Source organism: Martinezella dioscoreae, from assembly GCF_009176305.1.
Lineage (GTDB): Bacteria > Pseudomonadota > Alphaproteobacteria > Rhizobiales > Rhizobiaceae > Rhizobium > Rhizobium dioscoreae.
In genome coordinates, this window is sequence record NZ_BLAJ01000005.1 from 260,892 (window position 1) to 272,444 (window position 11,553).

The 11,553-nt window shown below is 60.4% G+C and carries 13 protein-coding genes; 3 read left to right on the forward strand and 10 right to left on the reverse strand.

All coding sequences use genetic code 11. From position 1 onward, the window contains the following. Nucleotides 1-157: 157 nt before the first annotated feature. Nucleotides 158-505, forward strand: a complete 348-nt coding sequence (locus tag GDN47_RS22070; RefSeq protein ID WP_113333554.1) for a lysozyme inhibitor LprI family protein — start codon at nucleotides 158-160, stop codon at nucleotides 503-505. 194 nt (nucleotides 506-699) lie between these two features. On the opposite strand, the gene ilvD is transcribed toward GDN47_RS22070, so the two are convergent. Then, nucleotides 700-2,538, reverse strand: coding sequence for a dihydroxy-acid dehydratase (ilvD, locus tag GDN47_RS22075; protein WP_113389571.1), 1,839 nt, complete (start codon nucleotides 2,536-2,538; stop codon nucleotides 700-702). Nucleotides 2,539-2,876: 338 nt separating this feature from the next. Between ilvD and msrP the strand changes: the two genes are divergently transcribed. Both msrP and msrQ read left to right on the forward strand, forming a co-directional pair. After that, a complete protein-coding gene (msrP, locus tag GDN47_RS22080) occupies nucleotides 2,877-3,827 on the forward strand; it encodes a protein-methionine-sulfoxide reductase catalytic subunit MsrP (protein WP_145320306.1) in 951 nt (316 codons plus the stop codon). Further along, nucleotides 3,824-4,480, forward strand: coding sequence for a protein-methionine-sulfoxide reductase heme-binding subunit MsrQ (gene msrQ, locus GDN47_RS22085; RefSeq protein WP_152094260.1), 657 nt, complete (start codon nucleotides 3,824-3,826; stop codon nucleotides 4,478-4,480). Before msrP ends, msrQ begins: the two co-directional genes overlap by 4 nt. A gap of 27 nt (nucleotides 4,481-4,507) precedes the next feature. Here msrQ and GDN47_RS22090 read toward each other — a convergent pair whose 3' ends face one another. The 9 genes from GDN47_RS22090 to rpsM all read right to left on the reverse strand — a co-directional run bounded on the left by GDN47_RS22090 (nucleotide 4,508) and on the right by rpsM (nucleotide 11,393). Then, complete coding sequence (locus GDN47_RS22090; RefSeq protein ID WP_113333537.1) at nucleotides 4,508-5,398, reverse strand: efflux RND transporter periplasmic adaptor subunit; 891 nt, start codon at nucleotides 5,396-5,398, stop codon at nucleotides 4,508-4,510. After that, nucleotides 5,395-5,604, reverse strand: coding sequence for a DUF1656 domain-containing protein (locus GDN47_RS22095; protein ID WP_092715835.1), 210 nt, complete (start codon nucleotides 5,602-5,604; stop codon nucleotides 5,395-5,397). The genes GDN47_RS22090 and GDN47_RS22095 overlap by 4 nt, the downstream gene beginning before the upstream one ends. 4 nt (nucleotides 5,605-5,608) lie before the next feature. After that, nucleotides 5,609-7,681: an FUSC family protein gene (locus GDN47_RS22100; RefSeq protein WP_152094261.1), complete on the reverse strand. Its 2,073-nt coding sequence runs from the start codon at nucleotides 7,679-7,681 to the stop codon at nucleotides 5,609-5,611. Further along, nucleotides 7,678-8,148, reverse strand: coding sequence for a MarR family winged helix-turn-helix transcriptional regulator (locus tag GDN47_RS22105; protein WP_113352670.1), 471 nt, complete (start codon nucleotides 8,146-8,148; stop codon nucleotides 7,678-7,680). Before GDN47_RS22105 ends, GDN47_RS22100 begins: the two co-directional genes overlap by 4 nt. Before the next feature lie 188 nt (nucleotides 8,149-8,336). Continuing rightward, nucleotides 8,337-8,747 carry a ribosomal maturation YjgA family protein gene (locus GDN47_RS22110; RefSeq protein ID WP_113333540.1) on the reverse strand — a complete coding sequence of 137 codons (411 nt, stop codon included), beginning with the start codon at nucleotides 8,745-8,747 and terminating at the stop codon, nucleotides 8,337-8,339. 171 nt (nucleotides 8,748-8,918) lie between these two features. Next, nucleotides 8,919-9,341 carry a 50S ribosomal protein L17 gene (gene rplQ, locus GDN47_RS22115; RefSeq protein WP_069611907.1) on the reverse strand — a complete coding sequence of 141 codons (423 nt, stop codon included), beginning with the start codon at nucleotides 9,339-9,341 and terminating at the stop codon, nucleotides 8,919-8,921. A 48-nt stretch (nucleotides 9,342-9,389) separates the two neighbouring features. After that, nucleotides 9,390-10,400 carry a DNA-directed RNA polymerase subunit alpha gene (locus tag GDN47_RS22120; RefSeq protein ID WP_047634789.1) on the reverse strand — a complete coding sequence of 337 codons (1,011 nt, stop codon included), beginning with the start codon at nucleotides 10,398-10,400 and terminating at the stop codon, nucleotides 9,390-9,392. A gap of 103 nt (nucleotides 10,401-10,503) precedes the next feature. Continuing rightward, nucleotides 10,504-10,893 (reverse strand): 30S ribosomal protein S11, encoded by a 390-nt coding sequence (rpsK, locus tag GDN47_RS22125; protein WP_004118426.1) that lies wholly within the window; start codon nucleotides 10,891-10,893, stop codon nucleotides 10,504-10,506. 131 nt (nucleotides 10,894-11,024) lie between these two features. After that, on the reverse strand, nucleotides 11,025-11,393 hold the full coding sequence (rpsM, locus tag GDN47_RS22130) for a 30S ribosomal protein S13 (protein WP_004118424.1): 369 nt from the start codon (nucleotides 11,391-11,393) through the stop codon (nucleotides 11,025-11,027). Between the last annotated feature and the right edge of the window lie 160 nt (nucleotides 11,394-11,553).

Here is an 11,553-nt window from a genome sequence, read left to right on the forward strand (position 1 = left end):
TTCTCTTTAAACAACGTTGTAGCGCCCGAAGCTAGAAAGAAAAGGGGGCGGAACCATGAAGCATAAATGGAGTTTTGCAGCGATAAAAAACAGGCTCGATGAACAAAAACATGCTGTCATGCATTTCGAGTTGGGAATCGTCAAAAGGGAACCAGACATGCGATTGATCCATCTTGCCGCCGCCACTTTTCTCGTCTCTCTGGGTATGGCCGGCACTTCCCGTGCCGCCAGCTTCGATTGCGAGGCGCAGAATCTGAAGCCGGACGAGAAGACGATATGCGACGTTCGCGCCCTTAACGATGCCGATGTGAAGATGGTGACGACCTTCGACCTGCTCTCGGGCCTCCTCGCCATGGGTGCACGGGGCACGATGCAGGACCAGCAGACGGAGTGGCTGAAGAAGCGGCAGGCTTGTGAGGCAGATGTCGCCTGCTTGAAGGCGTCCTATGAGGAGCGCCTGAAGGTGCTGAACGACACCTACAAGCAGATCAATCGGCCGCTGTAAGAGTTTGATTTGCTGTGATTTAGAGGCTTGCCCCAACAAGTCCCCTCCTGCGGGGAGAGGGGCAAGCGCAACGACAGCCAAACTCCGCCGCTGCGATAAAGCTCGAAAAGCCCCTCATCCGTCCTCTCGCGGCCGAGCTATGCTCGACCGTTCGAGTCCACCTTCTCCCCGCTGTGCGGGGCGAAGGGGTCTAGTTACTTCCCACCCAGATCGCGAACCGCGCCACGATCCGCACTGGTCGCAAACGCAGCGTAAGCCTTGAGCGCCGTGGTGACATTACGCTTGCGCACTTCGGCCGGATGCCAACCCCTAGCATTCTGGGCGTCGCGGCGAGCAGCAAGTTCCTTGTCGTCGACGCGCAGGCTGATGATACGGTTCGGGATGTCGATATCGATCATGTCGCCCTCGCGCACGAGGCCGATCGTGCCGCCATTGGCTGCTTCCGGAGAAACGTGACCGATCGACAGACCCGAGGTGCCGCCGGAGAAGCGGCCGTCGGTGATCAGCGCGCAGGCCTTGCCAAGGCCTTTCGACTTCAGATAGCTCGTCGGATAGAGCATTTCCTGCATGCCGGGGCCGCCCTTCGGGCCTTCGTAGCGGATGACGACGACGTCGCCGGCCTTGATCTCATTGCTGAGAATGCCCTTGACGGCAGCATCCTGGCTTTCGAAGACCTTGGCCGGGCCGGAGAACTTCAGGATCGATTCATCGACGCCGGCCGTCTTCACGATGCAGCCATCGAGCGCCAAGTTGCCCTTGAGAACGGCAAGACCACCATCCTTGGAGAAGGGATGCTCGACGGAGCGGATGACGCCCTTCTCGCGGTCCGTGTCCAGCTCTTCCCAGCGGGCGTTCTGGCTGAAGGCAACCTGGGTCGGAATGCCGCCCGGAGCCGCGCGGAAGAATTCGCGCACCGTTTCGCTGTTGGTGCGGGTGATGTCCCAGCGATCGATGGCATCGCCGATGGTCTCGGAATGCACGGTCGGGCAATCGCGGTTGATGAGACCGCCCTTATCGAGCTCGCCGAGAATCGACATGATACCACCCGCGCGATGGACGTCTTCCATGTGAACGTCGCTCTTTGCCGGCGCAACCTTTGAGAGGCAGGGAACACGGCGCGACAGCGCATCGATGTCAGCCATGGTGAAATCGACTTCGCCCTCATGCGCGGCTGCCAAGATGTGCAGAACCGTGTTGGTCGAGCCACCCATGGCAATATCGAGCGCCATGGCATTCTCGAAGGCCTGCTTGGAGGCAACGGAACGCGGCAGGATCGATGCATCGTCCTGCTCGTAATAACGGCGGGCGAGATCGACGACCAGATGGCCGGCTTCGACAAAGAGGCGCTTACGGTCGGCGTGGGTGGCGAGCGTCGAGCCGTTGCCCGGCAGCGACAGGCCGAGCGCTTCGGTCAGGCAGTTCATCGAATTGGCCGTGAACATGCCCGAGCACGAGCCGCAGGTCGGACAGGCGGAGCGCTCGATGACCTGAACGTCTTCGTCGCTGATCTTGTCGTCAGCGGCGGCAACCATGGCGTCGACCAGATCGAGCGCATGCTTCTTGCCGTGCAGGACGACCTTGCCGGCCTCCATCGGGCCGCCGGACACGAAGACCGTCGGGATATTCAGGCGCAGCGAGGCCATCAGCATGCCGGGGGTGATCTTGTCGCAGTTGGAGATGCAGACCATGGCGTCGGCGCAATGCGCATTGACCATATATTCGACGCTGTCGGCGATCAGCTCGCGCGACGGCAGCGAATAGAGCATGCCGTCATGGCCCATGGCGATACCGTCGTCGACGGCGATGGTGTTGAATTCCTTGGCAACACCGCCGGCGGCCTCGATTTCGCGCGCGACCAGCTGGCCGAGATCCTTGAGGTGAACGTGGCCGGGCACGAACTGAGTGAAGGAGTTGACCACCGCAATAATGGGCTTGCCGAAATCGCTGTCCTTCATACCCGTCGCGCGCCAAAGGCCGCGCGCACCGGCCATGTTGCGGCCGTGGGTGGTTGTTCTGGAACGATAAGCTGGCATGGTGTCTTCCTCGTCATCCTGGAAATTGTGCGGCGTCGGGCATCGGCCAAGGGTTTCAGGCCAAAGAGCGCCGGCAACTCCGCTTTTTGGAATTGTCCTAATCCAATCGTGCAGTACTGTCACTATCAACTCAAGCGAATCCGGTACGCTGCCGGGCAAGGGCCACGTCCGGGCAAACAAGTCGCTCGACCAAAGTTGGGAACGAAACAGCCCGATCACAAGCGCACACAAAAAGTTGCTTTCACTTCCAAAGAAATGCCGGCCTAAGAGTGTAACAAAATCTGCATCCACTGCGTATCGCTCATATCGAAGCTGCTATCGCATAGAGGAATTGCTCCATGACCGCCTATCGCCCGCCGAAAATCGCATCCTCCGAGATCACACCCCGCTCGATCTATCTGAAGCGGCGCGAGTTCCTGACGGCGGCCGCGGCCGGTATCGGCGTGGCGGCTATCGGCGGCAAGACGGCGCTGGCCGAAGCCCTGACGGCGACCAAGAGCAATTACACGGTCGATGAGAAGCTGACGCCGCTCAAGGACGTCACCACCTACAACAATTTCTACGAATTCGGCCTCGACAAGTCCGATCCGGCCAGCCTCTCAGGCAAGTTCAAGCCGCGTCCCTGGACGGTCAAGGTCGATGGCATGGTCAACAAGCCCGGCACGTTCGATGTCGATGCGCTGCTCAAGGAGTTTCCGCCGGAAGAGCGGGTCTATCGCATGCGCTGCGTCGAAGCCTGGTCGATGGTGATCCCATGGGACGGCTTCCAGCTTTCCGCCCTGCTCGACAAGGTGGAGCCGCAGGGCAGCGCCAAATATGTGGCCTTCGAGACTGTCGTGCGGCCGGAAGAAATGCCGGGGCAATCGGGCCTCCTGCAATCTCTCAACTGGCCCTATGTCGAGGGGCTGCGCCTGGACGAGGCGCGCAATCCGCTGACGCTGCTTGCCGTCGGCCTCTATGGCGAGACCCTGCCGAACCAGAACGGCGCGCCGATCCGGCTCGTCGTGCCGTGGAAATATGGCTTCAAGGGCATCAAGTCGATCGTGCGCATCACGCTCACCGACAAGCAGCCGCTGAATACATGGCAGGCGACCAACAGCCAGGAATATGGCTTCTACGCCAACGTCAATCCGGCTGTCGATCATCCGCGCTGGAGCCAGGCGACGGAACGGCGCATCGGCGAAGGCGGCTTCTTCGGCTCCAATCGTCACCCCACCCTGCCCTTCAACGGCTATGCCGATCAGGTTGCCAGCCTCTATAGCGGCATGGATCTTAGGGTGAATTTCTGATGGCCCTCTCCTTCGCTCTCCCAAAACGCTGGCAACCCGCCTCCGTCTGGGCGCTCTACTTTGTCGGGCTTTTACCGGCCGCCTGGGAGTTCTATCTCGGCGCGACGGATCAGCTCGGCGCCGACGCTGTGAAGACCTTCGAGCTCTTCCTGGGACTGTGGGCGATCCGCTTTCTGCTGCTGACGCTTGCTGTCACGCCGCTTCGCGATCTCTTCGGCTGGAACTATCTGCGCTATCGCCGCGCACTCGGCCTGCTCTGTTTCTACTACGCCCTGATGCATCTGACGGTCTATATGGCTCTAGACCAGGCGCTGGACGTACAGGCCGTCATCGACGACGTCCTGAAGCGCCCCTTCATCATGTTCGGCATGGCAGGACTTGTCATGCTGCTGGCCTTGGCCGTGACGTCGAACAATTTCTCGATCAAGCGTCTCGGCAAGAAATGGATCTGGCTGCACCGCCTCGTCTATATTATCGCCGCCTGCGGCGCTCTGCACTTTGCGCTATCGACTAAGGTGCTATCCGTAGAGCAGTTCATCTATATCGGCCTGCTGATCGCCATGATCCTCTACAGATCCTACCGGCCGATCATGATGGAGAGGCGGCGGGCAGCACGCAAGCCAGCTGCGGCCTCTAGTTCCAGAGCGGCCTGAGGGAGGCCGCTCTCCCTTCAAGCAAAGTCATTCCGCAGCGCTGGCGATCTTGGCTTGACCCTGTTCCTGCACTTCGACGGTCGCCGTGAGGCCGGCGATGAGCTTCGTGCCATCGGGTACCTTGTCGAGCGCGATGCGCACCGGCACACGCTGCGCCAGGCGTACCCAGCTGAAGGTTGGCGTGATATTGGCAAGCAGGCTGCCGGAGGTGCGCTCGCGGTCCTCGATGCCGTAAGCGATGCTCTCGACATGACCGGTCAGCTTCTCGGCCTGACCCATCAAGTGGATATGAACTTCGTCGCCGATCTGGATGCGCGGCAGCTTGGTTTCTTCGAAATAGCCTTCGACGCGCAGGGAATCGCTGTCGATGAGCGCCACCTTTGCGGTCCCGGCGGAAACATAGTCGCCCGGACGCAGGCTGAGGTTCGAGATCGTACCGTTGACGGTGGCGCGAACCTCGGAGCGGTCGAGATTGAGCTGGGCGAGTTCGCGATTGGCAGTCGCCTGACGGACGGCAGCTTCATCCTGCTGCACGGTGGTCAGCGCCTGCTCCTTCTGCTGTAGGGAAGCGGCATCACCAAGGCGGGCCTGCCGCGCGCTTTCGCGCTGAGCCTGCTCGAGAGCCGCCTTGCTGCTTGCAAGGGCTGCATCCGCCTGTTCAAGCGCGATGGCGAAACGATCGCGATCGACGCGGAAGAGGATATCGCCCTTCTTAACGGTCTGGTTGTCCTTGACGAGAACCTCGCTCACGAGACCGGAGACATCGGGGGCGATGCCGACGACATCGGCCCTGAGGCGCGCATCGCGCGTCCATGGTTCATCCATGTAATGGCCCCAGAGCTGGCGGCCGACATAGACGGCGGCAATAACGAAGATGAGAGTGACGGCCACACGGCCGATGAGTTTGAACGCGTTCATGTGAAATACCAACGGGAGACTGAGGAGACGGCGCCGAGCAGCAGGACGTAAAGCGCGAGATCGAAAAGACCGCGATGCCAGACCAGAGTGTAGACTCCGATCCATGCCAGCAGGCGTCGAACGACAATGACGACAAACAGCGTCAGGAGCATGAGAACGAGAAGGCGCGGGATATAGACGCCATAGAGATCGAATTCTGCGGGCATGATATTACTCGGCGGCAATGGGAAGAGGTTGAGTTGTATCGGATATTGGTGGCCGCCAGCTCGCTGGCGGCTCGGCATGGGGGAAGAGCGCCCGGCGAAGGCCGACGAGCGCATCAAGGCTCGCCCGACCGGAATCTCGCTTTTCCTGTGCGACGGCTTCGAGGCTATGGTCGATCGACACACGCAGTTCCTCGGCCGGATCCACGGCCCGTTTTGCCTTCAGCCGCGAACGATAGAAATCCGATACGCCGATCAGGACTTCGCTGACCGATGCAGCGGCAGCCGGCTTCAGCTGGCCACGCTCTTTCTGAAGCATCAGCACGTTGAAGCCGAGACGGACATCGGCGTAACCGTCGACCTTTTTCAGTTCGCGGTCCTCGATGCCTGCAAGACGGGGGACGAGCTGGCCCAGGCGGTCGAGGATGCGGCCTGAGAGGCGTTCATGATCGGCACGGCGGATGCCGGCGGCAGTTTCGGCCAGATCTCTCCAGCCGGCCCGCACCAGCCGCCAGGCGGCAAGCTCGGATCCGAATGGGCGGGTAAGCAAAGTCCAGACCAAGGCGAAGCCAACACCGGCCAGAGCGGCGATCGCACTGTTGGTGAAGCTGGCGAAATCGGCGGTGTAACGATCCTGCAGCGCGATGAAACTTGCACCGTTCACCGCCAGCAGCATGCCGAGCATGTTGGTCTGCGGGCGGGTAATCAGGATACCCATCACCAGGAAGGGCGGCGCAAAGACCAGCACCAGCATTTCAAAGCCGGAAATCGACGGCAACACGCCAAAAATATAGACGCAGGCGATGACCAGGCTCACCGCAGTCCAGATGAACATGGTGGTGATGAAGGGCGCGGGACGATCGAGCGCGGCGAAAAACGAGCAGGCAACGGCCACCATGGCGATGAAGCCGGCACCATCCGCCCAGCCGGAATAGATCCAGAAGAAGCAGGCGACGGCAATTCCGGCGATGACGCTACCGGCCGAGAAGGCAAGCAGGGCGTAATCATAATGCCTGCTGCGACCGACGACATTGCGGTAGCGGAAGGCGGGGCGCCAGGTGCCGACCTGCTGCCCCGAGACGATCTGGGCACGCAGCGTCAGGCAATCCTGCCACAAGTCGACAATTTCCTTAAGGCGAGCGAGAGCGCTCGACCGGACGAGGTCGTCCCAACCGATATCGAGGTCGTTCTCCTGCAATTCCTCGATCTTCCGCGACAAGGTCTCAGCGGTGTCATCGGCCTTGCCGCGACCACCCTGCCCCAGCCAGTCGGCCACCTCGTTCAAAACAACGACCAATTCCTGCGGCAGCGGCTTGCCACCGGCCTTCAAGGCGTGCAGGCGATCGGCAAGGGAGGAGAAGAGCGGCAGCAGCATCAGCAGACGGCCGCGCAGTTCGCGCGAATGCCTGACGATGTCGCGGCTGCCGGCATCATAGCGCAACTGGCTGATGACGAGATCGAGGCCGGAAACGTCGGCGGCAAGCTTCTGTCGCTTCAAGGGCGTTGCCGGCGAAGCGCCCTCGCCGCGCAGGATCTCGTCGGCCCAGGTGCCGGCGTCGTCCAGCCAGGAACCTATACGCTGGCCGAGGACGGTGCCGACGCTGCTCGGAAAGACGACGGCGCTAACCACGCTCGCACAGACGATGCCGATGAGAATTTCCTCAGAGCGGGCAAGCGCGACATCGAAAATGGTTTCGGGCGAGCCGACGGTCGGCAGCGCGATCAGCGGCAACGTATAGCCGGCCAGCATGAAGACATAGCTGCGCGACGTGCGGTCGAGCATCGAGATGAACAGCAAGGTGCCGGTCCATAGCGCGACAACGATCGAAAGCAGTTCCGGCGCGTTGACGAAGAGCGGGATGAAGATCACCGATGCGGTGGCACCGATAAGCGTGCCGAGCGCGCGGTAAAGCCCCTTGGAGCTGGTCGCGCCGGCAAGAGGATTGGCGACCACATAGACGGCGGCCATCGCCCAATAGGGACGCGGCAGATCGAGCGACAGGGCGATGAACAGCGCCATAATCGCAGCGATGAAGGCTTTGACGGAAAATAACCACTCGCGCCAGGATGGAATGCTCATGAGACCTTCTCCGGCTCCGGTTCGACGGCTTTGGATGCCTCAAACTCCTCGAAAGCCTTCAGGACGCGAACCGCAGCTTCGATATCCGCGGGGTCGACATTGGCGAGGATCTTGCCACGCAGCTCATCAAGTACGTCTTCCATACGGGAGGCCAGCTTTTCGCCTTCCGGCGTCAGCCACAGGCCTTTCGCGCGTCGATCCGTCGGATCATCCTTGCGGATGACAAGATCCATGCTTTCGAGCTGATCGATCAGCCGAACCAGAGACGGGCCTTCGATGCCGACATAAGTGGCGAGCACCACCTGCCGCACGCCTCCTCCCAGGCGACCGATCCAAAGCAGCGGCGCGGCCACCGCCTCAGATATGCCATGGGAGCTCAGCGCGAGATCGACCGCCCGTCGCCATTGGCGGCCGGTCGTCAGCAGGTTTGCGGTGAATACGCGTTGCAGGGCATTGGACGAGTTCATGAGAACCTATTAGCACTAAACTAATTAGGATTCAAATTATTATTATCGAAAGCGCTATATGGAATGCGAAATGCAGCTATGCAGATATCGAGAGAGCCGTGGTAACCGGCCCGGATCGCAAGCGACCGATAGTCTAATAAATCACTTAGTAATGATCGACGTCGCCGAGATAAAAGTGGGCAAGAACATCATGCTGAGCGCTTCGGCCCGAATAGGATGCGATGAAGCGCCAACGCCAGCGCGATGCCGGCGGCATAGGCGACGATATTCCAGAGCGAGAATACCCTGCCCAGCAACAGGGCTCCGGCGGCAGTCAATCGAAAGGCGTCAAGATCAGGCGTGTGCCAAAGCCTGAAAAACTCTACGGCGATCGCGACGAGCAGCGCCGCCACGGCAATCCTGACACGTCCCGAAGACACGAATATTGTCGCCAGGAGCCAATAGACCATCGCTCCCCACAATAACGAGCCGCCATATTTGACGATCGCGAAAGGCAGATCGAGCGCATAACCATAGCGCCGCAATGCAAGACCGGCGGCGATGGTCACCAAGAGCGCGAGGAACAGAAGCGGTCTCTCACGCGTCAATTTTCGCTGCATGTCCCACGACGCTCCCTGCTCTAACGCCACCTGAGCCGAATGCGACTCAGCAAGGCTGATTGCGATACTCCAAAGCAATCAGGGAGATTGAAAGGCCGCTCCAGTCGCGGAAACGACAAAAGGCCGGATGATCGCTCATCCGGCCTTCAATTTCTGATCCGAAGCTTAGCCTTAAGCGGCTGCGGCTTCTTCTTCAGCGGCAACGCGAGCCTTGTCGGCTGCGCCCTTGGCATTGACGTCGCGATCGACGAATTCGACAACTGCGAGAGCGGCATTGTCGCCCTGGCGGAAGCCGGCCTTCATGATACGCAGGTAGCCGCCATTGCGGGTGGCGTAGCGGGTTGCGATCGCGTCGAACAGCTTCGAAACGACGGCGACGTCGCGGATCTGCGAGATGGCCTGACGACGAGCGTGCAGGTCGCCGCGCTTGCCGAGGGTTACCAGCTTCTCGACGATCGGGCGAATTTCCTTCGCCTTCGGGAGCGTGGTGACAATCTGCTCATGGGTGATGAGCGAAGCCGCCATGTTGGCGAACATCGCCTTACGATGGCTAGCGGTTCTATTCAGCTTGCGGCCGGCTTTACCGTGGCGCATGGCTATTCTCCTTCACTTGCAGGCATCGTTCGCCCGCAGTTTGATTGGTTAGTATTGGTCTTCGTATCGCTTGGCGAGATCTTCGATGTTCTCAGGCGGCCATGCCGGCACCTCCATGCCGAGGTGCAGGCCCATGGAAGCGAGAACTTCCTTGATTTCGTTCAGCGACTTGCGACCAAAATTCGGCGTGCGGAGCATTTCTGCTTCGGTCTTCTGAATGAGGTCGCCGATGTAGACGATGTTGTCGTTCTTCAGGCAATTTGCCGAGCGAACGGACAGTTCCAGCTCGTCCACCTTCTTGAGGAGCGCCGGGTTGAAAGCGAGTTCGGTGACTGCTTCTTCTTCGGCTTCCTTCTGCGGCTCGTCGAAGTTGACGAACACGCCAAGCTGATCCTGGAGGATGCGAGCCGCAAAAGCGACGGCATCTTCACCGCTGATCGAACCGTCGGTTTCGATCGACATGCTCAGCTTGTCGTAGTCGAGAACCTGTCCTTCGCGGGTATTTTCAACCTTGTAGGACACCTTCTTGACCGGCGAATAGAGGCTGTCGACCGGGATGAGGCCGATCGGAGCGTCTTCCGCACGATTGCGCTCGGCGGGCACATAGCCCTTGCCGTTGTTGACGGTGAATTCCATGCGGATTTCGGCGCCCTCGTCGAGCGTGCAGATGACATGCTCGGGGTTGAGGATTTCGATATCGCCGACCGTCTGGATGTCGCCAGCCGTTACAACGCCTGGGCCCTGCTTGCGGACGACCATGCGCTTGCTGTCATCGCCGTCCATCTTGATGGCGATTTCCTTGATGTTCAGCACGATATCCGTCACGTCTTCCCGGACGCCCGGGATAGAGGAGAACTCATGCAATACGCCGTCGATCTGCACGGCCGTCACAGCGGCGCCACGCAGAGAGGACAGCAGAACGCGACGCAGCGCGTTGCCGAGGGTGAGACCAAAGCCACGCTCCAGCGGTTCCGCCACGAGCGTTGCCTTGGTGCGGCCGCTCGAGGTGAACTCGACCTTGTTGGGCTTGATCAGTTCCTGCCAGTTTTTCTGAATCATGTTTTTGCCTTCCGTTCGTTGCCACCATCCAATCGTGGCAACCGAGCTTGAGTAACACCAAGCCGGGCGCATCTACCCCGGCCGGTGTCGTGAGTGGCGATGATCAGACGCGACGCTTCTTGCGCGGGCGGCAACCATTGTGCGGGATCGGGGTCACGTCGCGGATGGACGTGATCATGAAACCAGCAGCCTGGAGCGCGCGCAGAGCGGATTCACGACCGGAGCCCGGACCGCAAACTTCAACTTCGAGCGACTTCATGCCGTGCTCCTGAGCCTTCTTGGCGCAATCTTCGGCAGCGATCTGGGCGGCGAACGGGGTCGACTTGCGCGAACCCTTGAAGCCCTTGGCACCAGCGGACGACCAGGCAATCGCGTTGCCCTGTGCGTCGGTGATGGTGATCATCGTGTTGTTGAAGGTCGAGTTGACGTGTGCGACGCCCGACGTGATATTCTTGCGCTCGCGACGACGAACGCGGACGGCTTCCTTGGCCATGTTAGTCCTTTCTTGGATCTCTGCACCGCCGTAATCCCAGCGGCTACACCGAAGCGGCACCCACGGAGCACCGCTTCAAACTCAAAAGAGGCCGGCGGACCGCCAGCCTCCCAAATCCGGTTGCCCGGAAATTACTTCTTCTTACCAGCGATCGCCTTTGCCGGACCCTTGCGGGTGCGGGCATTGGTGTGCGTGCGCTGGCCACGAACCGGCAGGCCGCGGCGATGACGCAGGCCACGGTAAGAACCCAGGTCCATGAGACGCTTGATGTTCATCGCGGTTTCGCGACGCAGATCACCTTCGACCTGATAGTCACGGTCGATGGTTTCGCGGATCTGCAGAACCTCAGCATCGGTCAACTGGTTGACGCGACGCTCGGCCGGAATACCGACCTTCTCGCAGATTTCCTGTGCAAACTTCGGTCCGATCCCGTGAATGTAACGAAGCGCAATAACTACGCGCTTTGCAGTCGGGATGTTGACGCCAGCGATACGAGCCACGCCTGTTCTCCTTGCATTCCTTTTGCCTTGGCAAAGGGTCTTGTTATGCAGCCCGGGAGCTGCTTGTTCAATGTGTGTCCGCCACATGTCAAAACGACCGTACCCGGACTTCCCGTTGGAAATCCGCGCCGATCGCATGGCATGTCGCGAGTTGGCGCGG

What these genes read in the sequence shown, in the direction of transcription:
- ilvD (WP_113389571.1), bottom strand. Translation starts at nt 2,538, where the DNA reads ATGCCAGCTTATCGTTCCAGAACAACCACCCACGGCCGCAACATGGCC.
- msrP (WP_145320306.1), top strand. Translation starts at nt 2,877, where the DNA reads ATGACCGCCTATCGCCCGCCGAAAATCGCATCCTCCGAGATCACACCC.
- GDN47_RS22070 (WP_113333554.1), top strand. Translation starts at nt 158, where the DNA reads ATGCGATTGATCCATCTTGCCGCCGCCACTTTTCTCGTCTCTCTGGGT.
- GDN47_RS22100 (WP_152094261.1), bottom strand. Translation starts at nt 7,681, where the DNA reads ATGAGCATTCCATCCTGGCGCGAGTGGTTATTTTCCGTCAAAGCCTTC.
- GDN47_RS22095 (WP_092715835.1), bottom strand. Translation starts at nt 5,604, where the DNA reads ATGCCCGCAGAATTCGATCTCTATGGCGTCTATATCCCGCGCCTTCTC.
- GDN47_RS22090 (WP_113333537.1), bottom strand. Translation starts at nt 5,398, where the DNA reads ATGAACGCGTTCAAACTCATCGGCCGTGTGGCCGTCACTCTCATCTTC.
- GDN47_RS22120 (WP_047634789.1), bottom strand. Translation starts at nt 10,400, where the DNA reads ATGATTCAGAAAAACTGGCAGGAACTGATCAAGCCCAACAAGGTCGAG.
- rpsK (WP_004118426.1), bottom strand. Translation starts at nt 10,893, where the DNA reads ATGGCCAAGGAAGCCGTCCGCGTTCGTCGTCGCGAGCGCAAGAATATC.
- GDN47_RS22105 (WP_113352670.1), bottom strand. Translation starts at nt 8,148, where the DNA reads ATGAACTCGTCCAATGCCCTGCAACGCGTATTCACCGCAAACCTGCTG.
- rplQ (WP_069611907.1), bottom strand. Translation starts at nt 9,341, where the DNA reads ATGCGCCACGGTAAAGCCGGCCGCAAGCTGAATAGAACCGCTAGCCAT.
- GDN47_RS22110 (WP_113333540.1), bottom strand. Translation starts at nt 8,747, where the DNA reads ATGCAGCGAAAATTGACGCGTGAGAGACCGCTTCTGTTCCTCGCGCTC.